Source organism: Micromonospora sp. DT178 (genome assembly GCF_049841695.1).
Taxonomy (GTDB): domain Bacteria; phylum Actinomycetota; class Actinomycetes; order Mycobacteriales; family Micromonosporaceae; genus Micromonospora.
This window is the reverse complement of the sequence record NZ_JBNCKV010000004.1, coordinates 448102-473400: the sequence shown is the minus strand read 5'-3', so window position 1 is coordinate 473400 and position 25299 is coordinate 448102. Positions and strand designations below refer to the sequence as shown.

17 protein-coding genes and 2 pseudogenes are annotated in these 25299 nt (G+C 73.0%); 9 read left to right on the top strand and 10 right to left on the bottom strand.

Going from position 1 to position 25299, the window contains the following annotated elements; all coding sequences use genetic code 11:
- Window positions 1-207, bottom strand: a pseudogene (locus ACLQ22_RS10770) (C39 family peptidase); the annotation flags it as partial.
- Window positions 208-839: 632 nt separating this feature from the next.
- On the opposite strand from ACLQ22_RS10770, the gene ACLQ22_RS10765 reads away from it, so the two are divergent.
- On the top strand, window positions 840-1274 hold the full coding sequence (locus ACLQ22_RS10765) for an ArsC/Spx/MgsR family protein (protein WP_425692136.1): 435 nt from the start codon (window positions 840-842) through the stop codon (window positions 1272-1274).
- 74 nt (window positions 1275-1348) lie between these two features.
- A pseudogene (locus ACLQ22_RS10760) lies at window positions 1349-3017 on the top strand (right-handed parallel beta-helix repeat-containing protein).
- 12 nt (window positions 3018-3029) lie between these two features.
- Here ACLQ22_RS10760 and ACLQ22_RS10755 read toward each other — a convergent pair.
- Window positions 3030-3212, bottom strand: coding sequence for a hypothetical protein (locus ACLQ22_RS10755; protein ID WP_425692160.1), 183 nt, complete (start codon window positions 3210-3212; stop codon window positions 3030-3032).
- Between the two features lie 19 nt (window positions 3213-3231).
- Between ACLQ22_RS10755 and ACLQ22_RS10750 the strand changes: the two genes are divergently transcribed.
- The 4 genes from ACLQ22_RS10750 to pulA all read left to right on the top strand — a co-directional run bounded on the left by ACLQ22_RS10750 (window position 3232) and on the right by pulA (window position 10840).
- A complete protein-coding gene (locus tag ACLQ22_RS10750; protein ID WP_425692135.1) occupies window positions 3232-3948 on the top strand; it encodes a hypothetical protein in 717 nt (238 codons plus the stop codon).
- A gap of 37 nt (window positions 3949-3985) precedes the next feature.
- Window positions 3986-4375, top strand: a complete 390-nt coding sequence (locus ACLQ22_RS10745; protein WP_425692134.1) for a hypothetical protein — start codon at window positions 3986-3988, stop codon at window positions 4373-4375.
- A 131-nt stretch (window positions 4376-4506) separates the two neighbouring features.
- Window positions 4507-5196 carry a cellulose binding domain-containing protein gene (locus ACLQ22_RS10740; RefSeq protein WP_425692133.1) on the top strand — a complete coding sequence of 230 codons (690 nt, stop codon included), beginning with the start codon at window positions 4507-4509 and terminating at the stop codon, window positions 5194-5196.
- A gap of 151 nt (window positions 5197-5347) precedes the next feature.
- Window positions 5348-10840: a pullulanase-type alpha-1,6-glucosidase gene (gene pulA, locus ACLQ22_RS10735; protein ID WP_425692132.1), complete on the top strand. Its 5493-nt coding sequence runs from the start codon at window positions 5348-5350 to the stop codon at window positions 10838-10840.
- Window positions 10841-10938: 98 nt separating this feature from the next.
- Here the strand turns inward: pulA and ACLQ22_RS10730 are convergent, their stop codons facing one another.
- From ACLQ22_RS10730 to ACLQ22_RS10720, 3 genes are all read right to left on the bottom strand, one after another.
- Window positions 10939-12528 (bottom strand): hypothetical protein, encoded by a 1590-nt coding sequence (locus ACLQ22_RS10730; protein WP_425692131.1) that lies wholly within the window; start codon window positions 12526-12528, stop codon window positions 10939-10941.
- Window positions 12529-12896: 368 nt separating this feature from the next.
- Window positions 12897-14474, bottom strand: coding sequence for a hypothetical protein (locus ACLQ22_RS10725; protein ID WP_425692130.1), 1578 nt, complete (start codon window positions 14472-14474; stop codon window positions 12897-12899).
- 289 nt (window positions 14475-14763) lie between these two features.
- Window positions 14764-16245, bottom strand: coding sequence for an aminopeptidase P family protein (locus ACLQ22_RS10720; protein WP_425692129.1), 1482 nt, complete (start codon window positions 16243-16245; stop codon window positions 14764-14766).
- Between the two features lie 228 nt (window positions 16246-16473).
- On the opposite strand from ACLQ22_RS10720, the gene asnB reads away from it, so the two are divergent.
- The gene (gene asnB, locus ACLQ22_RS10715) at window positions 16474-18435 is read left to right on the top strand and encodes an asparagine synthase (glutamine-hydrolyzing) (RefSeq protein ID WP_425692128.1); all 1962 of its coding nucleotides are present in this window, start codon (window positions 16474-16476) and stop codon (window positions 18433-18435) included.
- Between the two features lie 243 nt (window positions 18436-18678).
- Here asnB and ACLQ22_RS10710 read toward each other — a convergent pair whose 3' ends face one another.
- On the bottom strand, window positions 18679-19797 hold the full coding sequence (locus ACLQ22_RS10710; RefSeq protein ID WP_425692127.1) for a lytic polysaccharide monooxygenase: 1119 nt from the start codon (window positions 19795-19797) through the stop codon (window positions 18679-18681).
- A 270-nt stretch (window positions 19798-20067) separates the two neighbouring features.
- Window positions 20068-20442 (bottom strand): nuclear transport factor 2 family protein, encoded by a 375-nt coding sequence (locus ACLQ22_RS10705; RefSeq protein ID WP_425692126.1) that lies wholly within the window; start codon window positions 20440-20442, stop codon window positions 20068-20070.
- A 65-nt stretch (window positions 20443-20507) separates the two neighbouring features.
- On the opposite strand from ACLQ22_RS10705, the gene ACLQ22_RS10700 reads away from it, so the two are divergent.
- Window positions 20508-21443, top strand: a complete 936-nt coding sequence (locus ACLQ22_RS10700) for a PfkB family carbohydrate kinase (RefSeq protein WP_425692125.1) — start codon at window positions 20508-20510, stop codon at window positions 21441-21443.
- Window positions 21444-21467: 24 nt separating this feature from the next.
- Here the strand turns inward: ACLQ22_RS10700 and ACLQ22_RS10695 are convergent, their stop codons facing one another.
- Both ACLQ22_RS10695 and ACLQ22_RS10690 read right to left on the bottom strand, forming a co-directional pair.
- The gene (locus tag ACLQ22_RS10695; protein ID WP_425692124.1) at window positions 21468-22295 is read right to left on the bottom strand and encodes an MBL fold metallo-hydrolase; all 828 of its coding nucleotides are present in this window, start codon (window positions 22293-22295) and stop codon (window positions 21468-21470) included.
- Window positions 22292-22702, bottom strand: a complete 411-nt coding sequence (locus tag ACLQ22_RS10690; RefSeq protein WP_425692123.1) for a thioesterase family protein — start codon at window positions 22700-22702, stop codon at window positions 22292-22294. Before ACLQ22_RS10690 ends, ACLQ22_RS10695 begins: the two co-directional genes overlap by 4 nt.
- Before the next feature lie 94 nt (window positions 22703-22796).
- Here ACLQ22_RS10690 and ACLQ22_RS10685 point away from each other — a divergent pair, with 94 nt between their 5' ends.
- On the top strand, window positions 22797-23831 hold the full coding sequence (locus ACLQ22_RS10685; RefSeq protein WP_425692122.1) for a phosphatase PAP2 family protein: 1035 nt from the start codon (window positions 22797-22799) through the stop codon (window positions 23829-23831).
- Between the two features lie 15 nt (window positions 23832-23846).
- Here ACLQ22_RS10685 and ACLQ22_RS10680 read toward each other — a convergent pair whose 3' ends face one another.
- Window positions 23847-25259: a PH domain-containing protein gene (locus ACLQ22_RS10680; RefSeq protein WP_425692121.1), complete on the bottom strand. Its 1413-nt coding sequence runs from the start codon at window positions 25257-25259 to the stop codon at window positions 23847-23849.
- Between the last annotated feature and the right edge of the window lie 40 nt (window positions 25260-25299).

Sequence of the window (25299 nt, the reverse complement as noted above, 5' to 3'; positions counted from 1 at the left end):
GGGGCCGCAGTAGTAGAAGTTGGGCTGGGCCTCGTAGCGCACGCCCAGCTCACGCTCGCCACCCTTGCGGTCCTGGGCCGCAACCGAGACGGGCTTGGTCTCGGCGGGGGCGGCGAGGGCGGTGGTGACGGGGCCGGCGATGGCGCCGCCGGTGAAGGCGAGCCCGGCAGCGGTCAGAGCGGTCTTACGCAGCATGTCGGTACGCATGATTCGTCTGCACCTTTCGATCGGGGGCACGCGACACACACCAAGGGGGGCGGGTGCGCCACGCATGAGGAAAGGTCGAACCAGGGTGCGCCCTCGCTGAGGCGGTGGGGCGCGTCCGGGGGATGTAACGACGCGGGCCCGGCCGGCATTCCGACCGTCGCCCGGGCCGTCGGGGCCCCCGGGGGGTTACGCGTTCACGATGGTTACAACGACCCGGGCCCCCGACCCATGCCGGCCGGGCCGGTGGCACCTGTCACCGCAGACTCCCGCAAATCGGACGGGCCGTCCGAGCGGGCTGCCGCGAACGGACATCGCGCATCGAACCGCACATCCGCCGGGGTGACCGGTGCATTGGTTGGCCGGGCGCCCAGAGGCCGGCACGACGGCCACAGACAGCGCGCCGAACGCCGCAGGGGCAAGCGCGAGGAGCGAGCGCATTCGTGATCAGGACGCCATGGACGTCATCCGCCCGCTTTGAGGTCCATGGCGTCCTGATCACGTTTGGCGGAGCGTGGTGCTCGGGGGAGAGCGGCGAGGGCTTGTCGAGGTCGGGCGGACGGCTCGCGGGAGGGGTCGGGGCTCGTCGGGGTCGTACTGCCGCCGGAGGCGGGGGAGCTGCGACCATGGCCGGCATGGAGATCTGGAACAACCCGTCCTGCTCGAAGTGCGCCGCCGCCCGTACCGCCCTCGACGAGGCGGGGGTCGGCTACGCGCTGCGCCCGTACCTGGACCGGCCGCCGAGCGCGGCGGAGTTGACCGAGGTGCTGCGCCGGCTCGACGCGCGCCCCTGGGACGTCTGCCGCACCCAGGAGCCCGTCGCGGTGGCCCTCGGCATGGCCGACTGGCCGCGCGACGAGGCGGCCGAGCCGCGCTGGCTCGAGGCGATGGTGGCCGCCCCCGAGCTGATCCAGCGGCCCCTGCTGCTGCTCGACGACGGCAGCGCGCTCGTGGGGCGTACCGCCGGGGCGCTGGCGGAGGCGGTGCGCCGCAGCGGCGCGACGCCCGGCACCGACGCGGACCCCGGCCCCCCGGCGACCGCGTCGGAGCGGCCCACGCCGGCCGGGTAGCGCGTTTCCGGACGGGTGCGGCGGGAATGCGCCGGTCGCAGGCGAACGACCGTACGTCGCAGAGGAGGGGTCGGATGCCGCGCCAGGGCCTGTCCACCGCCGCGCAGCGGCTCACCCCGGTCGCCGGCGCGCCCCTGTGGTGCGACGCGCGGGAGTTCGGGCTGCGCGGCGACGGCGTGACGAACGACCAGCCGGCGCTGTCGGCCCTGGTCGACCGCCTCGGCGAGGGCTACGCCGCCGACGGGCGGGCCCGGGTCATCTACTGCCCGCCGGGGATCTACTCGATCCGGGACGCCGGCACGGTGTGGCGCAGCGGGGTGTCGCTGATCGGCGCGGGACCGGGGATGACGCGGTTCCTGCTCAGCAACGAGGGGAACCGGGCGGACCCGACGCCGCTGGCGTTCTGGACCACGGTGCAGCACGGTGCGAGCCGCGACCGGCACATCGCCGACTGCACCTTCGCGGACTTCGAGATCGACGGCTCCGGCGTGGCGATGGTCGAGTACAACTACCTCGCCAAGGGGCTCGGCCTCCAGTACGTGGTGCGCGGCGTCTTCCGTAACCTCTACATCCACCACACGGGCGCCACCGGCCTCGGCTGCGACTTCCTCCAGGACAGCCTGATCGACGGCGTCGTCGTGGTCGGCTGCGGGCGGCTGGACAACGGCGAGGAGATGGGCGGCGCGGGCGTCGGCGTCGGCATCGGCGGGTGGGGCGACGTGGAGCGCCTCACGATCGCCAACTGCACCGCCGTCGGCAACGGCACCAACGGGATCTTCCTCGAACTCCAGAAGGACTACTGGACGCCGCCGCGCGGCTACCGCATCATCGGCTGCCACAGCCAGGCGAACCGCTTCGGCATCTCCGACTGGGGCCGACGGCCTGATCGTCTCCGCCTGCACCCTCACCGGCAACCTGGAGGCGGGCTTCGACGTCTCCGGCAACGGCACGGCGGGCGTCGCCGGCCGGGGCGGCATCGTCAGCGACTGCGTCATCGACCGCAACGTCCGCGACGGGATCAGCATGGGCAACACGCCCGGCCCGTACGCGGTGCGCGGGAACCGGATCAGCGCCAACGGGGCGTACGGCTACCACGAGCACGACCTGGGGCACGGCTACCGGGGCGCGGCGGCGGACGTGGTCGTCGACGGCAACGAGTTCTGGGACAACGGCCTGGACGCGATCCGGATCGACCGCCCGATGACCGACGCGATCGTGGTGAACAACCGGATCCGCAACAACGGCCGGCGGTGCGCCCCGGCCGCCACCGGCAGTGGCGAGTCGGTGCGCTACCACCACCGGTCCGTCACCGACCTGAGGGCGCACTGGTCGCACGACGGGCACCGGGGCAAGACGGTGCGGGTCGGGTCACGCACGGCTGTGGTGGTGTCCAACACCGACACCGTCCTCACCCTCGCCGAGGTGCGGGCGGATGCCCCCACCGGCTGGAACGAGGACACGCCGCCGCCCGGAGCGTCGTACGAACTGCCGGCGGCCCCGCCGATCCGGGCCGGCATCACCGTCAACGCGCCGTTCGACTCGGCCACCGTGCGGGGCAACCGGATCTGGGACCACCGCGACGAGCAGACCCAGACCTACGGGCTCTGGATCACCCCGGCCGGCAGTTGCGTGTCCTGCCGCATCGAGGACAACGACCTCGCCGGCAACGCCGCCGGGGCCGTGCGGCTCGACACCCCGCCCGTCGGCGGGCGCTGGGAACGTAACCACCACGACGTCGACTGACGCCGGCGGCACTCAGCGCGCGTCGTCGGCGGGCGCCGTCGCTTCCGCGTGCCGGTCGCGCAGCCGGGCCCGGATCTCCTCCGGGGTGTACGCCCGGCGCCGCCGCTCGGCCCGGGCGATGACCACGCCCGACGCCGCCACGCCGGCGAGGCCCGCCAGCCCGAGCACCTTCCACCACCGCATCTGTTGCCGCATCGGCCTAGGGTAGACCCCCATGAGCATCAGCCTGGACGAGGCCGTGGACCTGACCCGTACCGGCGACGTGTGGGTGTTCCGGGGCCGCAGCGTGCCCGATCGGGCCATCCAGTTCACCACCAACAGCCCGGTGAACCATGTCGGCATGGCGGTCGTGCTGGACGACATGCCGCCCCTGATGTGGCACGCCGAGCTGGGCAGGTCGCTGCCCGACATGTGGACGGGCACCCACCAGCGCGGCGTGCAACTGCACGACCTGCGCGACGCGGTCTGCGTCTGGGCCAACCGGTACGGCCAGCGGGGCTGGCTGCGCCAGCTCGACCCGCCGGCCGACGCGGAGATGGAGAAGGCGGTGCTGCGCACCGTCGCGCGCCTGGACGGCACCCCGTTCCCGTCCACCGCCCAGCTCGCCTGGCGCTGGCTGCGGGGCCGGGTCCCGGCGGTGCGGCTGCCGGCCCTGCCCGGCCGGACGGGGGACCGCCCCGGCGGCCCGGCGTCCGGCCGCCCCGGGGCGGTCGCGTCCGACCGCGCCGGTGCCGCCGTGCGCGACCGGGCACTGGAGACGGCGTACTGCGCGGAGGTGGTCGCGGTGACCTACGAGGCGATGGGGCTGCTGCCGGCCGGGCGGCGTCCCAACTGGTACGACCCGGGCCGGTTCTGGAGCGGCGACGACCTCGGCCTCGCGGGCGGCGCCCGGCTCGGGGCGGAGATCGAGGTGCGCATCCCGCCGCGCTGAGGTTTGGCCCGCCGTCCGGCCGGCAATTGCTGTCCCCGTGAGAGCCTCCACCGATCTGGACACGCTGACCGACTTCTTCGACCGGTACGGCGTGGCGCTGACCACCGGCGACGTGGCCGCCATCGCCAGCTGTTACGCCCTGCCCGGGATGGTGGTGGCCGACACGTACAGCTTCTCGTTCACCTCACCGGCGGCGGTGGCACTGTCCTTCGTGGGCGCGGCCCCCGACTACCAGGAGCGCGAGCTGGTCGCGGCGCACGCGGCCATCGAGGACGTGCACCCGGTGTCGGCGCTGCTGACCATGGTGGCCGTGGAGTGGGAGTTCCTGGACAGCCACGGCCGGGCGGTCCCCGGCGAGCGCTACCGCTACCTGCTGCGGTCCACCGACGCCGGCCCGGTCATCTGCACGGTCCTGCGGACCGCCTGACCGCCGGCGGGACCGCGGCTCCCTCCGACTGCGGCGCCCCCCCACGCGGTGCCGGTACGCGGCGCGCCCGGACGGTCGCACCAGGTCGCCACGGACCGCTACGCTGCCCGGAGGACCGCGGGAGGAGGGGCATGTCCGGCACGCGCCGAACATCGAGCAAGTCCTACGGCACGACCGCCATCGCGTCCTCGCCGTGGATCGTGGTGTCCGTCGGCGTCGCGGTGATGGTGGTCCTGCTGGCCATCGCGCTCGGCACCTACCGGGGGCGCGGCCCCGCGTTCGACGCGCAGCCCGGCCCGCCGCTGCCGACCGTCGGCCTGGCCGACCCGGAGCCGTCGGCGACCAGCCCGACGGCCACGCGCTCGCCCCGGGCGCCGGCCACGTCGTCCGGCCGCTCCACCGTCCGGCCCACCCCGACGCGGTCCACGCCCGCCCGCAGCAGCGCCCCGCCGTCCCCGACCCCCAGCGGGAGCGAGGAGACGGCGCTGGTCGCGCCGCCGTCGTCGGCGTCCCCGCTGACGGGCCGGTACCGGGTGGTGGAGTCGTACGCGGACGGGTTCGTCGGGGAGGTGCTGGTCAGCAACGCGTCGTCGACCGGCCGGGGCTGGACGGCGCGGCTGACCTTCCCGGGAGCGCGGCTGGGCAGCGCGTGGATCGAGGGCGCGCCACAGGGGACGGCGCAGCGGATCGACGACGGCTTCACCTACCGCAGCGGCGGCGACCTGCCCGGGGGCGCGTCGACCACGCTGCGGTTCTACGTCCAGGGCACGCAGAGCCGCCCGGCGAGCTGCACGGTCGAGGGCGGCGCCTGCCGCGTCTAGCTGACCCTCTTCCCGTACGGCCCGGCGTGCACCCGCCGGGCCGTTCCTTTTGCAAGCGTCCTGCCGTGTTACGACTTTGTTTGCAAGGTATTGCAGAACGTTTCGGCAAGAGCTAGCGTGCGGGCCAGTCAGCGACCAGAGGAAGGCGTCGATGAAACCCCCGCCGATACCGCGCAAGGCCCTGCTCGCCCTCGTCTCCCTGCTCACCCTCGCCCTCGTCGGCACCCCGCTCGCCGTGCGCCAGCTCGGCGCCGACGCCCCCGACGGCACCGGCCCACTGGTCACCACCGGCGCCGCGCAGTGGCGCACCGAACCCTCGGCGGAGGCGCTGCTCGCCGCCGGCAGCCGCCAGGCCCGCGCCGAGCAGTTCTACTTCGTCCTGCCGGACCGGTTCGCCAACGGCGACCGGCGCAACGACACCGGCGGCCTCACCGGGGACCGCCTCTCCACCGGCCTCGACCCGAAGGACAAGGGCTTCTACCACGGCGGCGACCTCAAGGGCGTCATGGACCGGCTCGACTACATCGAGGGGCTCGGCACGACGGCCATCTGGCTCGCGCCCATCTTCAAGAACCGTCCGGTGCAGGGCACCGTAGCCGACGTCTCCGCCGGCTACCACGGCTACTGGATCACCGACTTCACCCAGGTCGACCCGCACTTCGGCACCAAGGAGGACCTGAAGCGGCTGGTCGCGCTGGCGCACCGGCGGGGGATCAAGGTCTACCTCGACGTCATCGTCAACCACACCGCGGACGTCATCACCTACGCCGAGGACAAGTACAGCTACGTGGACAAGGCCACCTCCCCGTACACCGACGCGCAGGGGCGTCCCTTCGAGGACCGCAACTACGCCGACGGCAGCCGGGACTTCCCGAAGGTGGACACCACGTCGTTCCCGTACACCCCGACGTTCGCGAACCCGGCCGACGCGAAGGTCAAGGTCCCGGCGTGGCTCAACGACCCGACGATGTACCACAACCGGGGCGACTCCACCTTCGCCGGGGAGAACAGCGAGTACGGCGACTTCTTCGGCCTCGACGACCTGTGGACCGAGCGCCCCGAGGTGGTGCGCGGCCTGACCAAGGTCTACTCCGACTGGGTGGCCTCCACCGGCGTCGACGGCTTCCGGCTGGACACCGTCAAGCACGCCAACCTCGAATTCTGGCCGCAGTTCAGCCAGGGCGTCGAGCGCGCCGCCGCCCGCGCCGGCAAGAAGGACTTCTTCATGTTCGGCGAGGTCTACAGCGCCGACCCGGAGATCACCTCGACGTACGTGCGGCGCGGCGGCCTGCCGGCCACCCTCGACTTCGCCTTCCAGGAGGCGGCGCGCGGCTACACCGCCGGCGACGGCTCCGCCAGGGCGCTCGCCGACGTGTACGCCCGCGACGACCTCTACCGTGCCCGGGACACCGACGCGGGCCGGCTGACCACCTTCCTCGGCAACCACGACATGGGCCGGATCGGCTCGTTCATCGCCGGCGGCGGCACCGACCCGGCCACCCACCTGCGCCGCGACCAGCTCGCCCACGAGCTGATGTTCCTCACCCGCGGCCAGCCGGTCGTCTACTCCGGCGACGAGCAGGGCTTCACCGGACCGGGCGGCGACAAGGACGCCCGGCAGGACATGTTCGCCTCGAAGACCCCCGACTACCTCGACGACGACCTGCTCGGCACCGACCGTACGCACGCCAGCGACCAGTTCGACCGCACCCATCCGCTCTACCGGGCCATCGCCGAGCTGGGCGCGTTGCGCCAGGCGCACCCGGCGCTGCGCGACGGCGTGCAGGTCGGCCGGTACGCCGCCGACGGCCCCGGCGTCTTCGCGTTCTCCCGGATCGACCCGAAGCAGCGCACCGAGTACGTCGTCGCGGTGAACAACGCCGCGACGGCGCAGACTGTCACCGTGGACACCTGGTCGGCCGGCGCCACCTTCACCGGCGTCTACGGCGCATCGGCCGCCCCGGTCGCCGGCGCGGACGGCAGACTCACGCTGACCGTGCCGCCGCTGTCGGCGGTGGTGCACCGCGCCGGCACCCCGATCGCGTCGCCCGACGCCGCGCCCCGGATCACGATCACCGCCCCGGCGCCCGGCGCGCCCGTCGCCACGAAGGCCGCCGTCACCGCGCAGGTCACCGGCGACCCGCTGGCCACCGTCACCGTCGCCGCCCGGGTCGCCGGCGGCAGGTGGACGCTGCTCGGCAGCGCCGACCGGGCCCCGTACACGGTGCACCACGACCTGACCGGGCTGGCCGGCGGCACGAAGGTCGAGTACAAGGCCGTCGTCCGCGACAGTAAGGGCAGCACCGCGACCGCCCGGTCCACCGCGACCGTGGGCACCCCGGCGCAGTCCGCGTCCCGCGACTGGGCCGTGGTGCACTACCAGCGCCCCGCCGGCGGCTACGACGACTGGGGCCTCTACGCCTGGGGCGACATCGACCCCGCGTACGTCACCGAGTGGCCCAAGGGCCAGCCGTTCGCCGGCGAGGACTCCTACGGCCGGTTCGCCTGGGTGAAGCTCAAGCCGGGCGCGAAGTCGGTCGGCTTCCTGGTGGTCGACAAGTCCGGGAACAAGGACGTGGAACAGGATCGGACGATCGACGTGACGAAGACCGGCGAGGTCTGGGTCAAGCAGGGCGACCCGGCGACGTACCCGAGCCGGCAGGCCGCCACCGGCGAACCCGACCCGCCGGTGGAGGACGGCACCGCCCTCATCCACTACCGCCGCGCCGACGGCAACTACGACGGCTGGGGCCTGCACCTGTGGGACGGCGCCGCCAACCCGACGGACTGGGCCGCCCCGCTCGCCCCGGCCCGGATCGACGCCTTCGGCGCGGTCTTCCGGGTACCGCTGGCCGCCGGGGCGACCGGGCTGAGCTACATCATCCACAAGGGGGACGAGAAGGACCTGCCGACCGACCAGCGGCTCGACTTCGCCGACGCCGGACGCGAGGTGTGGCTGCTCGCCGGCACGCCCGGGCGGCTGCTGCCGTCCACCGCCTCCGGCGCCGCAGGCGACGTCGACATCACGAAGCAGAAGGCGCACTGGATCGACCGCTCCACCGTCGCCTGGCAGACCGGGCCCACCGACGGCAGGACGTACGACCTGGTCGCCGCCCCGGCCGGCGGGGTGACCGTCGCCGACGGCGAGCTGGTCGGGACGTACACGACGCTGCCGTTGACCGCGCAGCGCAACGGGCTCACCGAGGCCCAGCGCGCGGCCTTCCCGCACCTGTGGGCGCACGGCGCCTTCACGCTCGACCGGCGGGACCTGGCGAAGGTCCCGGCGGCCCTGCGCGGGCAGCTCCTGGTGACCGAGCGGGACGCGGCGGGCGCCCTGCTCGCCGCGACCGGCGTGCAGATCCCCGGCGTGCTCGACGACGTCTACGCCCGGGCCACCGACGCGAGGCTCGGGCCGACCTTCGCCGGCGGGGTGCCGACGCTGGCCGTCTGGGCGCCCACCGCCCGCACGGTCTCGCTCCAGCTCTTCGACTCGCCGACCGCGACGCCGAGGACCGTGGCGATGCGTCGGGACGACCGCACCGGCGTCTGGTCCGTGCGCGGCGCCCGCGACTGGACCGGCAGGTACTACCGGTACCAGGTCCAGGCGTGGCAGTCGGCGACGCAGAAGATGGCCACCGCCGCCGTGACCGACCCGTACTCGGTGGCGCTGGCGCCGGACTCCACGCACAGCCAGATCGTGGACCTGGCCGACCCGGCGCTCGCGCCGGCCGGGTGGGCCGCGCTGCGCAAGCCGGCGGCCGTGCCGTCGACGAAGGTGCAGATCTCCGAGCTGTCCGTGCGGGACTTCTCGATCGCCGACAGCACCGTGCCCGCGGAGCGGCGGGGCACCTACCTCGCCTTCACCGACCCGGGCACCGCCGGCATGAAGCACCTGAAGGCGCTCGGCGACGCCGGGGTGACCCACCTGCACCTGCTGCCCGCGTTCGACTTCGCCACGATCCCCGAGCGGCGCGCCGACCAGCGGCAGCCGGCCTGCGACCTGGCCGCGCTGCCGCCGGACTCCGAGCAGCAGCAGAGGTGCGTCGCGGCCGTGGCCGACACCGACGGCTACAACTGGGGGTACGACCCGCTGCACTACACCGTGCCGGAGGGCGGCTACGCCGTCGACCCGGCCGGCGCGAAGCGCACCACCGAGTTCCGGCGGATGGTGGCCGGCGTCAACGGCGCCGGGCTGCGCGTGGTGATGGACGTCGTCTACAACCACACCTCGGCGGCGGGCGCCGACCCGAAGTCGGTGCTCGACCAGATCGTGCCCGGCTACTACCACCGGTTGCTCGACGACGGCAGCGTCGCCAACTCGACCTGCTGCGCCAACACCGCCCCCGAGCACGCCATGATGGGCAAGCTCGTGGTGGACTCGCTGGTCACCTGGGCCAAGGCGTACAAGGTGGACGGTTTCCGGTTCGACCTGATGGGCCACCACCCGAAGGCGAACATCCTGGCCGTCCGCGAGGCGCTCGACGAGCTGACCGTCGCCCGCGACGGCGTGGACGGGAAGAAGATCCTGCTCTACGGCGAGGGCTGGAACTTCGGCGAGGTCGCCGACGACGCCCGGTTCGTGCAGGCCACCCAGGCCAACATGGCCGGCACCGGGATCGGCACGTTCAACGACCGGCTGCGCGACGCGGTACGCGGTGGCGGGCCCTTCGACGCCAACCCCCGGGTGCAGGGCTTCGCCTCCGGCCTGTTCACCGACCCCAACGGCGACGACGTGAACGGGTCCACGGCCGAGCAGCGGGCCCGCCTGCTGCACCAGCACGACCTGATCAAGGTGGGACTCACCGGCAACCTGCGCGGATACCGGTTCACCGACTCGTCGGGCCGGCAGGTGACCGGCGCGCAGGTCGACTACAACGGCTCGCCCGCCGGCTACACCGCCGCGCCGGGGGAGGCGGTCACCTACGTCGACGCGCACGACAACGAGATCCTGTACGACGCGCTGGCGTACAAGCTGCCGCAGGACACCCCGGCGGCGGACCGGGCCCGGATGCAGGTGCTGGCGCTGAGCACGGTGGTGATGGGGCAGGGGCCCGGGTTCGTCACCACCGGCACCGAGCGGCTGCGCTCGAAGTCGCTGGACCGCAACTCGTACAACTCGGGTGACTGGTTCAACCAGATCCGCTGGGACTGCGCCCAGGGCAACGGCTTCGGCGCCGGCCTGCCGCCCGAGCAGGACAACCGTGACAAGTGGCCGTACGCCAAGCCGCTGCTGGCCGACCCGGCGCTGGTGCCGGACTGCGCGGCGATCGACCTGGCCGACGCCCGCTACGCCGAACTGCTGAGGATCCGGGCCTCCTCGCCGGTCTTCGGGCTGACCACGGCGGAGCAGGTGCAGAAGCGGGTCGCCTTCCCGCTCTCCGGAGCGGGGGAGACCCCCGGCGTGCTCACGATGACGCTGGACGGTCGGGGCCTCGACGGGCGGTGGACGTCGGTGACGGTGGTCTTCAACGCCACCGGCGAGACGGCGACGCAGCGGCTGACCGGGCTGCGCGGGGCGGACGTCGCGCTGCATCCGGTGCTGCGGGCCTCGGCCGACGAGGCGCTGCGGACGGCCTCGTTCGACCGGGCCAGCGGCACGTTCACCGTGCCGGCCCGCAGTGTGGCGGTCTTCGTGCAGCAGTAGGTGTCGCACGTGTCCGGCCCCCTTCCGCCGAGCGGAAGGGGGCCGGACCGTCCTCTGCGTCAGCCGATGCCGTCGCAGCTGGTGCCGCGTGACTGTGCTCAGTTGGCGCAGCCGGGGACGTTGGTGCAGTTGCGGGGTTCGTTCTTCTTGATGATGGTCTTGTTGTCGAGGTTGACGGTGGCGTTGTTGGCGTTGAAGATGCCGCCCGCGCCGGCGGTTTCGGCGGCGAAGTTGCCGACGATCTTGCTGTTGCGGATGGTGAGGACGGCGTTGTTGTCGTTGTAGATGGCGCCGCCCTGTTCGGCGTGGTTGCCCTTGAACTCGCTGTCGTAGAGGTTCAGGGTGTCGCCGTTGAACAGGCCGCCGCCGTTGTCGCCGGCGGTGTTGTCGGCGAAGTGGGTGTGCTTGATGGTGGCGATGTTGTCGCTGTCGTGGAAGACGCCGCCGCCGTCGTCGGTGGCCTTGTTTCCGGCGATGATGACGTATTCCAGCAGCATGGTGGAGTCGCCGTCGTTGTGGATGCCGCCGCCGTTGTCGTTGGCGGTGTTGTGGGCGATCTTGGTGCGGGTGACGGTGAGGCGGGCGTCGTCGTCGCTGTGGATGCCGCCGCCGTCGTTGCTGGTCTTGTTGTTGGTGATCTGGCTGTAGGCGACGGTGGTGATGCCGTTGTCGCGGTTGGCGATGCCGCCGCCGTCGCCGCCGCTGTTGCCGGTGCCGGTGGCGGTGTTGTTGTCGATGCGGGAGTCGTGGACGGTCAGTTCGCCTTCGTTGTAGATGGCGCCGCCGTTGCCGCCGTTCTCGCCGTTGCCGCGGGCGTGGTTGTCGGCGAGGGTGCTGTCGTGGATCTCGACCTCGCCGAGGTTGTAGATGGCGCCGCCGTTGCCGCCGTTGCCGGTGCCGGTGGCCCGGTTGTCGACCAGCTTGGTGTGCTTCAGGGTGGCTTCGCCGCCCTCCTGCACGAGCAGGGCGCCGCCGTTGGCGCGGCTCGGCAGCTGCGGCGGGGCGGTCACCTGGCCGCCCTTGAGGGTGAGGTCCTTTAGGGTCAGATCGCCGCCGGAGGCGACCTCGAAGAACCGGAACAACTCGGTGCCGTCGTGGAAGAACGTCGAGTTGTTGCCCAGGATCGTGATGCGCTGGCCGATGACGGGGAAGGCGTTGTTGGCGGTCTGCTCGGTGAACTTGTAGGTGCAGTCCTTGGCCAGCTTGAACGCCCCGCCGTTGTCCTCGTTGGCCCTGTTCACCGCCTCGACCAGCACGTCGGTGTCACACGGCAGTTCCCTGGCGTCCTTGCCATCGCGACCGTCCCGGCCGTCCTTGCCGTCCTTGCCGTCGCGACCGTCCTTGCCGTCGCGGGCGTCCTTACCCTGCCAGTCCTTGCTGTCCTTGCCCTGCCAGTCCTTGCCCTGCCAGTCGTCCTGGCCACCGCGGGCGTCCTGCCCGTCCTGGCCCTTGCCGGTCTCGCCCGCACGGTCGTCGCGACCGGCGGCGTCGTCCTTGGCGACCTGCTCGGCCGTGGACCACTTCAGGTCGGCGAGACGGTCGACCCCGACGGCGCCCGCGCTGCCCGCGGCGGCGACGCCGGCGAGGCTGGCCACGCCGGTCAACCCGGCGACGCCGGTGGCGAGCCACAGCTTGCGCCGGGTCTTCGGCGCGGTGTTCTCGGCGTTCTTGCGAAGGTAGTTGGACATCGGAGCTCTCTGCTCTCTCCTCGTACCAGACAGGGCCGCTCCGCCACCGCGGGCTGCCCTGGCTACAAATCGGTTGTAGCTACTGAGGCCCACCGTATGAGAATGTTTTTCTCTTCACGGCCATATCCGAAAGGAACCCACGTTAGGGGTGACACGGGCCAGGGTGGGACGGTCCGGACGGCGAGGAGTGCGGCTGCGTAGTCGTGCCGAACCGGTGGCCTGCGTCACGGGTCGCCTCAACCGGGCGCAACCCGACCACGGGCTGGCGCCTTGCCGGCCCCGAGACGGGATCGTCCTGGACTGGCGCCGCACGGAAGGGATCCCTTCCCCCGGGCACGGGGGAAGGGATCCCTTCGTTATGTGGTGGTTCAGTTGGCGCAGCCGGGGACGTTGGTGCAGTTGCGGGGTTCGTTCTTCTTGATGATGGTCTTGTTGTCGAGGTTGACGGTGGCGTTGTTGGCGTTGAAGATGCCGCCCGCGCCGGCGGTTTCGGCGGCGAAGTTGCCGACGATCTTGCTGTTGCGGATGGTGAGGACGGCGTTGTTGTCGTTGTAGATGGCGCCGCCCTGTTCGGCGTGGTTGCCCTTGAACTCGCTGTCGTAGAGGTTCAGGGTGTCGCCGTTGAACAGGCCGCCGCCGTTGTCGCCGGCGGTGTTGTCGGCGAAGTGGGTGTGCTTGATGGTGGCGATGTTGTCGCTGTCGTGGAAGACGCCGCCGCCGTCGTCGGTGGCCTTGTTTCCGGCGATGATGACGTATTCCAGCAGCATGGTGGAGTCGCCGTCGTTGTGGATGCCGCCGCCGTTGTCGTTGGCGGTGTTGTGGGCGATCTTGGTGCGGGTGACGGTGAGGCGGGCGTCGTCGTCGCTGTGGATGCCGCCGCCGTCGTTGCTGGTCTTGTTGTTGGTGATCTGGCTGTAGGCGACGGTGGTGATGCCGTTGTCGCGGTTGGCGATGCCGCCGCCGTCGCCGCCGCTGTTGCCGGTGCCGGTGGCGGTGTTGTTGTCGATGCGGGAGTCGTGGACGGTCAGTTCGCCTTCGTTGTAGATGGCGCCGCCGTTGCCGCCGTTCTCGCCGTTGCCGCGGGCGTGGTTGTCGGCGAGGGTGCTGTCGTGGATCTCGACCTCGCCGAGGTTGTAGATGGCGCCGCCGTTGCCGCCGTTGCCGGTGCCGGTGGCCCGGTTGTCGACCAGCTTGGTGTGCTTCAGGGTGGCTTCGCCGCCCTCCTGCACGAGCAGGGCGCCGCCGTTGGCGCGGCTCGGCAGCTGCGGCGGGGCGGTCACCTGGCCGCCCTTGAGGGTGAGGTCCTTTAGGGTCAGATCGCCGCCGGAGGCGACCTCGAAGAACCGGAACAACTCGGTGCCGTCGTGGAAGAACGTCGAGTTGTTGCCCAGGATCGTGATGCGCTGGCCGATGACGGGGAAGGCGTTGTTGGCGGTCTGCTCGGTGAACTTGTAGGTGCAGTCCTTGGCCAGCTTGAACGCCCCGCCGTTGTCCTCGTTGGCCCTGTTCACCGCCTCGACCAGCACGTCGGTGTCACACGGCAGTTCCCTGGCGTCCTTGCCGTCACGGCCGTCCTTGTCCTTGCCATCGCGACCGTCCCGGCCGTCCTTGCCGTCGCGGGCGTCCTTGCCCTGCCAGTCCTTGTTCTGCCAGTCGTCCTGGCCACCGCGGGCGTCCTGGTCGCCCTTATTGTCGTCTTCCTTGACGGCGCCCGCGTCGGCCGTGTCGGCGTCGCTGACGTGCTGCTTCGGGGCTGCCGACTGCGCGTCCGACAGCCGGTTCGCGCCGCCGGGCCTGTCATCGCGAGCGGCCAGGCCGCCCAGTGCCGCCAGGCCGACCACGCCGGTCAGTCCGGCGACGCCCGCAGCCACCCAGAGTTTGCGCCGCCCTCGGGTCGGTGCGCCCGTGGGGGCGCCACCGTCGGGAGTCGTTACGTCCTTGGACATCAGAGCCTTCCGCCCTTTCCTGCTGCCAGACGGGGCCGCACCACGCGAAGAGGCGCGACCAGCCACAAATGGGTTTGTAGCCTGTGATAGACACCGTATGAGAATGTTCCTCGCGAGAGGCGTGAATCCGAAAAAGCCCCGCATTCGCCTCACGTCGGGCGCGAGGCGCCAACCTGGTGGCTCCGGGCAGGAAGTGGGTGAGCAGCGCAGACGCCGACGGGCCCCGCCGCCGGTCGCGTCGAAAGTCGCAACCGGCGGCGGGGCCCGCCGTGTGGTCGTACCCCTGGGATCAGCCCGGCAGGCGCGGCCCAGCCTCGCGCTGCTCGGCCAGCCAGGTCTCCACCTCGTCGGCGGCACGCGGCAGCCCGGCGGAGAGGTTCACCGCGCCGGTCGCGGTGACCAGGATGTCGTCCTCGATCCGGACGCCGATCCCGCGCAGCTCCTCGGGAACCAGCTCGTCCTCCGGCTGGAAGTAGAGCCCGGGCTCGACGGTGAGCACGTAGCCCTCGCCCAGCGTGCCGTCCCGGTACTTCTCCTTGCGGGCGTTGGCGCAGTCGTGCACGTCGATGCCGAGCATGTGGCTGGTGCCGTGCAACGTCCAGCGCCGGTACACCGTCGACCTGGCGTCCATGGCCTCGTCGACGCTTCCCGGCAGCAGACCCAGGTCGGACAGCGCCTGGGCGAGCACCCGCATCGAGGCCAGGTGGACCTCCCGGAACGCCACGCCGGGCCGGATGGCGTCGATGCCGGCCTGCTGCGCGGCGTGCACGGCGTCGTAGACCTGGCGCTGGAGCGGGGTGAACCGACCGTCGACCGGCAGCACCCGCGTGACGTCGGCGGTGTAGAGGTTGCGGTTCTCCACGCCCATGTCCATCAGCAGCAGCTCGCCCGGCCGCGTCTTGCCGTGGTTGTGCACCCAGTGCAGGATCGTGGCGTGCTCGCCCGCGCCGACGATCGAGCCGTAGCCGACGTCGTTGCCGTCGTGCCGGGCGCGTAGCGCGAAGATCCCCTCCAGCAGCCGCTCCGACACGCCCCGGTCCGCCGGCAGCGCCCGGGCCACGTCCTCGAATCCCCGGACGGTCGCGTCGACCGCGTCCTGGAGCTGGGCGATCTCCCACTCGTCCTTGACCAGCTTCAGCTCCGAGATGGCGATCGCCAGCTCCCGGTCGCGGGCCGGCTGGCCCTCGGCGCGGTGGCCGTCGTACGGGCGCACGGCCGTGTCCACCCGCGCGTCGAAGCCGCGCAGCACCCGGGTACGCCCCGGCGCCAGGTCGGCCAGCGTCGCGTCCAGCTCGGTCAGGTCCGCCGTGGGCAGGCCCAGCTCGGTCGACTTCTCGGCCAGGGTGTGCCGCCGGCCGACCCACAGCTCGCCGTGCCGGCTGCGGAAGAACTCGTCGGTCCGCCGCGACGAGCGGGGCCGCATGTACAGGGTGGCGTCGTGGCCCGACCCGTTCGGCCGCAGCACGAGCACGCCGTCCGGGTCGTGGTCGCCGGTCAGGTAGGCGAAGTCGCTGCCCGGGCGGAACGGGTGGTCGGTGTCGTTGGCGCGTACCTTCTCGCCACCGGTGGGGATCACCAGGGTCTCGCCCGGGAAGGCCGCCGAGAGCGCGGCCCGTCGCTTGGCGTGGTTCGGCACCTCGGGTCGCGGGCCGACCGGCAGGGTGGTGTCCCGCCAGCCCTGCCGCATGAACGCCAGGAACGCCTCGGGGAAGTCCGGGTCGTGCGACTCGGTGCCGTCCGCCGGCCGGCTGTCGGTACGTCCCTCGGTCATGCTCCGCTCCCTCCGCGTCTTCGCAGGTCAGACGGTACCGCGCGCCGCCGGGGCCCGGCCGGGCCCCGACGGTGGCGGGTGCCGTGCGCGGCGGATGCCACCCGTACGCGCCGTCCGCCGCACCGGCCGGCTCCGGACGCGGGTCCCGGCCAGCCGTGCGGCGTCGCGGTGGGGGAGAGCCCAGCGGTGCCGCGACGGCCGCTCGGGCCGCGTGGAAAGATGACGACCATGTGCGGACTCCTGGCCTTCTTCAGTGCGCGCGGCGACGCCGCCGCCCACCGCGACAACATCGCCGGGGCGTTGGAATGCCTGCACCACCGCGGACCGGACGAGACCGGTGTCGAGGTGGTCGGCGACGCCTCCGGCCGGTACGCGGACGGGGTGTTCGCGCACAAGCGGTTGGCGATCATCGACGTGGCCTCCAGCCAAGAGCCCCTGTCCTACGCGAACGGGCGCTACCTGCTCACCTTCAACGGTGAGATCTACAACTACATCGAGCTGCGCGAGGAGCTGATCCGGACCTTCGGCGCGCAGTTCGCCACCGCCGGTGACGGCGAGGTGATCGTCGCCGGCTACCACTTCTGGGGCGAGCAGGTGCTCACCCGGCTGCGCGGCATGTTCGCCTTCGTCATCTGGGACCGGCAGGAGCGCCGCGCGTTCGGCGGCCGGGACTACTTCGGCATCAAGCCGCTGCACTACCTGGAGACCGCCGACGGCCTCTACCTCGCCTCGGAGAAGAAGGCGCTGCTGCCCTTCGCCCACTCCAACTACCAGGGCGACGCCGGCATCGACACGGCCAACCTCAGCCACTACCTGACCCTCCAGTACGTGCCCGAGCCCGGCACCCTGCACAAGGGCATCAGCCGGATCGGCTCCGGCGAGTACCTGACCTGGACCCCGGGCGGGCGCATCGACGTGCGCCGGTGGTACCGGCCGGTGTTCCGGCCCACCCCGGTCGCCGATGAGCAGCGGCTCTACCACGAGATCCGGGAGACGCTGCGCGAGAGCGTCCGGATGCACATGCGCTCCGACGTGCCGGTCGGCTCGTTCCTCTCCAGCGGCATCGACTCGACCGCCGTGGTCGCGCTGGCCCGGGAGTTCAACCCGAACATCCTCACCTTCACCGTCGGCTACGACGTCCCGGGCTACTCGGAGATCGACGTCGCCCAGGACTCGGCCCGGCACCTCGACGTGACCACCATCCCGACCAAGATCGGGCCGTACGACATGATCGAGGCGCTGCCGAAGATCGTCTGGCACCTGGACGACCCGGTGGCCGACCCGGCCCTGGTGCCCCTCTACTTCGTGGCGAAGAAGGCCGCCGAGCACGTCACCGTGGTGCTCTCCGGCGAGGGCGCCGATGAGTTCTTCGGCGGCTACACCATCTACCGCGAGCCGCTGTCGTTGAGCTCGGTCAACGGGCTGCCCGACGGGGTGCAGAAGGGGCTGCGGGCGGTCTCCAAGGCCATCCCGCAGGGCGTGAAGGGCAAGAGCTTCCTGGAGCGCGGCACCACCCCGATCGAGCAGCGCTACTACGGCAACGCCCGGATGTTCACCGAGGAGGAGAAGCAGCACCTGCTGCGCCGCTACGACCCCTCGGTCCGCTACACCGACGTCACCGCGCCCATCTACGCCGAGTGCACGGAGCTCGACGACGTCACCAAGATGCAGTACGTCGACCTGTACACCTGGCTGCGCGGCGACATCCTGGTCAAGGCCGACCGGATCTCGATGGCCCACTCGCTGGAGGTGCGGGTGCCCTTCCTGGACCGGGCGGTCTTCGACGTGGCGTCCAGGATCCCGGTGGACCTGAAGCTCCCGCCCCGCTCCGACGCCACCAAGTACGCGATGCGCCAGGCGCTCCAGGGCGTGGTGCCGCCGGCCATCGTCAACCGCAAGAAGCTCGGCTTCCCGACCCCCACCCGGGTCTGGCTGCGCGGCGAGATGTACGAGTGGGCCCGGCACGTGCTGTCCACCTCCGGCGCCGGCGACCTGCTCGACCTGTCGTACGCGATGCGGCTGCTGGAGGAGCACAAGCGGGAGGAGGCCGACCACTCCCGCAAGGTGTGGACGGTGCTGATCTTCTGCATCTGGCACGCCATCTTCGTCGCCAAGACCCTCGACCCGGGCATCCAGCGCAACCAGTCCGCCCTGCTCACCAAGCCCGTGGTCGGCTCCATGGTCCGCTGACCCGGGCTACCCGCCCGGGCCCCCGCCCCCGCCCCCGCCCCCGCCCCCGCCCCCGCCCCCGCCCCCGCCCCCGCCCCCGCCCCCGCCCGGGCCCCGGCCCCGCCCAGCGGCCACGCTGTCGATCAAGAGGTTTGCGTCTCCGGAAGCGTTCCCGGAGGACGCAAACCTCTTGATCATTTCAGGGGACCGGGACCGGGACCGGGACCGGGACCGGGACCGGGACCGGGGCCGGGGGGCAGCGGGTCAGCGGCCGGAGCAGGTGACCGTGGGCAGGGTGTTGGTGCCGTTGGTGGTGGCGACGAAACCGAAGGTCGTGGTGCCCTCCGGGGCTATCGTGCCGTTGTACGGCGCGTTGGTCACGGTGACCGAGGAGCCGGATCCGCTCAGCGTGCCGCTCCACAGGCTGTTGATGGTCTGCCCGCTGGGCCACGTCCAGTTGGCCGTCCACCCCGACCAGGTCGACGCGCTGTGATTCATGATCATGACCTCGCCCTGGAAACCGCCCGACCAGGAGCTGATCACCTTGAAGACCGGCATGCAGTCACCGCTGTGCGGCGGCGGCGTGGTCGGGTTCGGCGGCGGGGTCGTCGGGTTGGGCGGCGGCGTGGTCGGGTTGGGCGGCGGAGTGGTCGGGTTGGGCGGCGGCGTGCCGCCCGGGCCGACGCCGGTGACCTCGCCGTTGCCGCCGTCGAAGGTGACGTCCGAGCAGCCGAAGAAGTTCTCCTGGCTGTCGGAGCGGACCCAGCGCGAGTAGATGAGGTGCCGGCCGCTCTTGTTGGTGGGCAGGCTGCCGCTGAAGTAGTAGTGCCCGTCGTTGGTGCCGCTCGAGCCGCGCTGCGGCGGGTTGGTCACCGTCAGGAACGGCTCCTCCAGGTCGCTCCAGGCCAGCGGGCGGTCCGGGCTCCAACTGTCCTTCGTGACGTAGAAGTAGAACGTGCCCGGGTGGTGGGCCCAGTTGCTGTAGCGGAACTCCATCCGGGCCCCGGCCGTCAGGTGGGTCAGCGGCCAGTCGGTGCGGGCCAGGTCGTAGCCGGCGAAGCCCGGGTTGCCGCCGCTGCACAGCTTGCCGTCCGGGATGAAGCCGACGGTCCGGCCGCCGGCGTCGGAGCGCAGCACGCTGAACCAGTTGTAGAGCGAGTTGGTCCCGCTCTGGGCCACGGCGGCGGAGCAGGCGGGGTTGTTCGGCTTGATCTCGCCGGTGCTGGTGAGACCGTCCTTCCAGCAGAGGTAGGTGCGGCTGCCGGGGGCCATCGGGGTGCCGTGCGCGGCGGCGGGGTCAGGCCCCGCCGTCAGGACGACGGCACCCGCGAGAAGGGTCGCGGCCGCGGTGAGCAACGCGGCCGTACGCGATCGGTGGGACACGGGTTCTCCTCACTCGCGGGACGCGGGCGTCCCACGGGCAACGCGCGGGGGCAGCTCCGGCCGCCCCGCTGCGACGCGGGTAAGACGGTCGCGGCGGACGTGCCCGGCGCGGATGGCCGGCGTACGTGCGCCGTCGGCGGCCCGACTGGCGGGCCGGTGCCCTCGCGTGGATGTGAACCCGGCGCCGGCGGCGCGGCAGCCCCCGCACCGCCCGGCAAGCGTCATCCCACCACGGACGACGACAGCACGCAATAGTCGTTGCTCGATGTGTCAGTAACGCTCGGCGAGGTGCTCGCGGCCGGCCGGCGGCTCGTAGGGCTCGGGCCAGAACTCGGTGACCTCGCGGACCAGACCGGTCTCGTCGAGGTCGAAGAAGCTGGTGGCCGCAAGCTGCGCGCCCTCGTGGGCGCAGGTGATCCAGGTGGCGGCGTGCCGGCCCGCGCCGACCGCCCGGGTCACCGTGAGGTGCCAGCCGTCGGGGTACTCCCGGTTGAACCGCACCACCGCGGAGCGGCCGGTGATCCGTTCGCGGGTCTGCGGCAGGTGGTAGACGACGTCGTCGGCGAGCAGCCGGCCGAAGGCCGCCCAGTCCCGCGCCTCGCACGCCGCCCAGTAGGCCAATACGGTGGCTTCAGCGCTCGTCACGGCCCGTACTGTGCCAGCCTGGTGCGACAAGATCGGTCGGCGCGGGCCGTGGACGGAGGACCGGAATGGGATACGCGGTGGTGCTCGGCGAGGCACTGGTCGACCTGCTCGACACCGAGCGCGACGGCGAGCCGGTCTACCGGCAGGCCGTCGGGGGCGGGCCGCTCAACGTGGCGGTCGCCGTCGCCCGGCTCGGCGGCGCGGTGCAGTTCGTCGGGTCGCTCGGCGACGACCTCCTGGCCGGGCGGATCCGCGACTTCCTGACCCGTGCGGGCGTCGGCCTGGCCGGGGCGGTCACCTTCCCCGCGCCGACCGCGCTGGCGGTGGCCACCTTCGCCGGTCCCGAGCCCGACTTCCGGTTCTACGGCGAGCCACCCTCCTACGGCCTGCTCGGCCCCGACGACCTCGACGCCGAGCTGGTCGGGGGCGCCGGCGTCGTCTACTGCGGGTCGATCGTGCTGCTCCAGCCACCGGTGCTGGCCGCCGCGCGCCGGGCCTGGGGGCTCGCCTCCGGGCTGCGGGTCTTCGACCCGAACGTGCGCCCCCGGCTGCTCGACGGGCCGGCGGCCCTGGCCGGGCTGCGCGAGGTGGTGGCCGAGTTCGCCGCCGGCGCCCACCTCGTCAAGCTGAGCGCCGCCGACGCGAAGCTGCTCTACCCCGGCGAACCCGAGGAGGGCGTGGCCGCCTACCTGCGGGAACTCGGCGCCGGCACCGTGGTGGTCACCCTCGGCGCCGCCGGCGCGGTGCTCGCCGCCGCCGGTGCCGATCCGGTACGCGTACCCGCACCGAAGGTCGACGCGGTGGACGCCACCGGCGCCGGCGACTCGGTGATGGGCGCGCTCATCGCGGACCTGCTGGTCGACGGCGAGCCCACCGACCCGGCGGCCTGGCCGGGGCGGGTGGCGTTCGCGCTGCGGGTCGCCGGCCTGGTGTGCGAGTCGCCGGGCGGCGCGACCGCCATGCCCACCCGCGCCGAGGTCCTCGCCCGCTTCGCCCGCTGACCCGCCCCGCCGCGATGACGCGCGTCAGGCGGTGCCGTCGAGTTCGGCGTAGCCGCGGCGGGCGGCGTACAGGGCGGGACGGGCGCCGAAGGGCGCCTCGGCGGCGACGCGCTCGGGCGGTGCGCCGCCGGTGTGCCCGGCGCGGATGAGCCAGGCCAGCTCGACGAGCTGGGCGTGCTGGGCGCGGACGAACCCGGCGTCCACCGGGTCGCCGTGCCCCGGCACCACCACGGTGGCCGGGGTGGTCATCCGCAGCAGCTCCGCCACCGTGTCGGGCCACTGCAACGGGTACGACTCCTCGAAGGCGGGCGGGCCGCTCTGCTCCACCAGGTCCCCGGCGACCAGCACGTCGGCGTCCGGCACGTGCACCACCAGGTCGCCGGCGGTGTGCCCCCGGCCGGGATGGCGCAGCACCACCCGCCGGCCGCCCACGTCGAGCACGGTCTCGCCGTGCACGGTGTGCGTCGGCGCCAGCAGCGCGGTCCCGGCCACCTCCTCGGCCAGCGCGGGATGCTCGTCGCGCAGCTCCTCGTACGCCTCCCGGAGCAGCCGCTCCGGCTCGCGCATCGCCTCGGCGGCGATCTCGTGCGCGTAGACCGGGCGGGGCGGGTCGGCGGCGAGGGTCGCGTTGCCGAAGCAGTGGTCGAAGTGGTGGTGGGTGTTGACCACCGTCCACGGGGCGGTGGTGACCGCCCGGGCCGCGTCGGCCAGCGCGGCGGCCTGCCCGGCGGTGGAGAGCGTGTCGACCAGCAGCGCGGCCCCGTCGCCGACGACGAGGGTGACGTTGACGTGCAGCAACGGCTCGCGCAGCACGTGCACCCCGTCGGCGACCGCCACGAAGCGGGCAGTCACGACGACCGCGCGGCGCGTTCCACGAAGCGCTGCCGGTCGACCAGCACCCGCTCCACCCGGCCCTCGGCGACGGTCTCGTCGCCGTCGCTGACGCTCACCTCGAAGTGCAGCCGCCGCCCGTCGACCGCGGTCAGCCGCGCCTGCGCCACCACCGTGCGCCCCACGGGGGTGGCGGCCCGGTGGTCGAGCTCGACCCGGGTGCCGACGGTCGTCGACCCGCCGGGCATCCGGTCGGCGGTGGCCGCCACCGTGGCCGCCTCGGCGAGGGCGAGCACGCGGGGCGTGCCCAGGACGGGCACGTCTCCCGAGCCGACCGCCTCGGCGGTGTCGGTGTCGGTGACGGTCAGCTCCACCCGGGCGGTCAGGCCCGGGGTCAGCGCGGAATCCGGCTGCTCCTGCATGGTCAAAGCCTAGACGAGACGGCACCGGGCGGCGGGCGGCCCGCGAGGGACCGGTGGTCGGCGTCGGTCGATGCCGTCCGCGCCGTTAACCTTGACCGCGATGTCTGTCGCGACCGACCCCCAGCCCCCCGCCCGGACCGAGCCGCCCGCCTCGCCCGACGGCGGGCGTCGCCGTGTGGTCGCGATGACGGTGTGGGGGGTCGCCTTCGTCGTCGGCTGGCTCGGCATCGGACTGCCGACCGACCCGGCGTACGCGTTCCTGTGGATCTGGGCGGCGACGGTCGCCTGGAACAGCAGCCGGCCGTGGCGCAGCCACCTGCGCTTCGCGCGGGACTGGGTGCCGGTGGTGCTGCTGCTGGCCGTCTACAACCTGTCCCGGGGCTTCGCCGACAACGGCGCCACCCCGCACGCGTACGAGCTGATCGTCGCCGACCGGGTGATGTTCGGCTGGGCGACGGGCGGGCAGGTGCCGACGACCTGGCTCCAGGAGCACCTCTACCGGCCCGAGGTGCACTGGTGGGACGTCGCCGTCAGCTGGGTCTACTTCTCCCACTTCGTGGTGGCGCTGGCCGCCGCGGCGGTGCTCTGGCTGCGGGACCGGGGGCGGTGGGCGGCCTTCATGCGCCGCTGGGGCTTCCTGTGCGCCACCGGCCTGATCACCTACTTCCTCTACCCGGCCGCCCCGCCCTGGTGGGCGGCGCAGAACGGCCTGCTGGAGGAGGTCGCGCGGATCTCCACGCGCGGGTGGAAGGCGTTCGGCATGCACGGCGCCGGCAACCTGCTCAACGCCGGGCAGATCGCCTCCAACCCGGTGGCCGCGATGCCCTCGCTGCACACCGCGTTCGCGCTGTTCGTGGTGCTGTTCTTCCTGCGGCAGACCCGCCGCCGCTGGTGGCCGCTGCTGCTGGCGTACCCGCTGGCGATGACGTTCACCCTGGTCTACTCGGGCGAGCACTACGTGATCGACGTGCTGGTCGGCTGGGCGTACGTCGGGATGACCTTCCTCGCGGTCGGCCTGGCCGAGCGCTGGTGGGCGGCCCGCAGGGCCCGCCGGGCCCCGGCGGAGGAGTCCGACGCCGCGCCGACCGATCCGCCGGCGTCGGCCGAGCCGCCGCCGGTGACGGCAGCCCGCTGACCGGTCCGGGCGGGGTCAGCCCGCCCGGCGGGCGGCGTGCGCGCGGGCCGTCAGCTCCGCCGCCAGGGCCCAGGCCTCGGCGACGTCCCGGTCCCGGGCGGCCGCGCCGGCGCCGCCCGCGGTGTCGGCGTGCACCGTGGCCAGCCGCAGCCGCCGCTGCGCCGGCCCCTGCACGACCCGCACGCTCTGGATCCGGGCGTACGGCACGAGCGCCAGCTGCCGGGTGAGCAGGCCGGAGCGGACGGCGAAGACCCGGGAGTCGAGCCCGGCGCCGAGCACGCCCCGGCTCAGCGGGTTGAGCCAGCGGGCCCGCGTCGGCGGCGGGCTCAGCGGTAGCGCGGCCAGCCGCACCCCGGGCAGCACCTCGGCCACGATCGCCTCGCCGGTCGCCAGGTCACCGACGGGGAGCAGGCGGTCCGGCCGGTTGCGCTCGTCGGCCTCGCCGGCGGAGTAGCCGGCCACCTCCAGGCGCAGCCGCAGCCAGCCCTTGACCCGCCACAGCAGCGGCCAGGTCACCCCGACGGCCTGCACCCGGTCCAGCGGCACGGTCTGCGCGCGGGTCTCCAGCAGCCCGTTGCGGATCCGCAGCGTGCCCTCGTCCCGGGCGAGCCGGAAGTTCCAGTCGTCGAGCACCCGCCGCACCGGTTGCAGCAGCACCCCGGCCATGGCGGTGAGGGTGCTCGCCACCGCGATGAACGACCAGGAGTCCTCGGAGAGGAACTGCGCCACCACGAACGCCACGCCGAACGGGATCATGAACGCCTGCGGGGTCAGCAGCTGGCTGACCAGCAGGTCGTTGTTGCCCACGGCGTGCAGCGGCCGGCCGGGCGGTGGCGCCGGCGTGCCCGCCGGACCCGCGGGCACCCCGGGCGGCGGCGCGCTCGTCTCGGCCGCGACCCGCCCGGCGATCGCGAGCAGCCGCTGGCGCAGCGCGGTCGCCTCGGCGACGCTCAGGTAGGCCAGCGGCGCCTCCGTCTTGCCCCCACCCACCACCTCCAGCCGCAGCTCGGCCAGGCCGGTGAGCTGGGCGAGCAGCGGGCGGACCACCTCGACGGCCTGGAGCCGCTCCAGCGGGATCGCCCTGGTACGCCGCCAGAGGAGCCCCTCGTACACCCGCAGCTCGCGGCCCACCACGTGGTAGCCGGTGTAGTACCAGCTCACCACGGCCAGCACGGTGGCGCCCAGGGCCAGCACCACCGCCATCAGGGCGAACCAGCCGAAGCCGACCCGCGACAGCGTCGACCACGACAGCCCGGCGATCACCACGACCAGGGACTTGGCGCCGTGCAGGGCGGGGCTGAGCGGATGCAGCCGCTGCCGCGGCTCGGCGCCCCCCGCCGGCCCGGCAGGCCCCGCCGCCGCGACGTGCCCGGCCGTCTCCGGCGGCACGCCGGCCTGCGCGAGGTGCCCGGCCGGCTCCGGCGGCACGCCGGGTTCCGCGACAGGGCCGGTCGTCTCCGGTCGGACG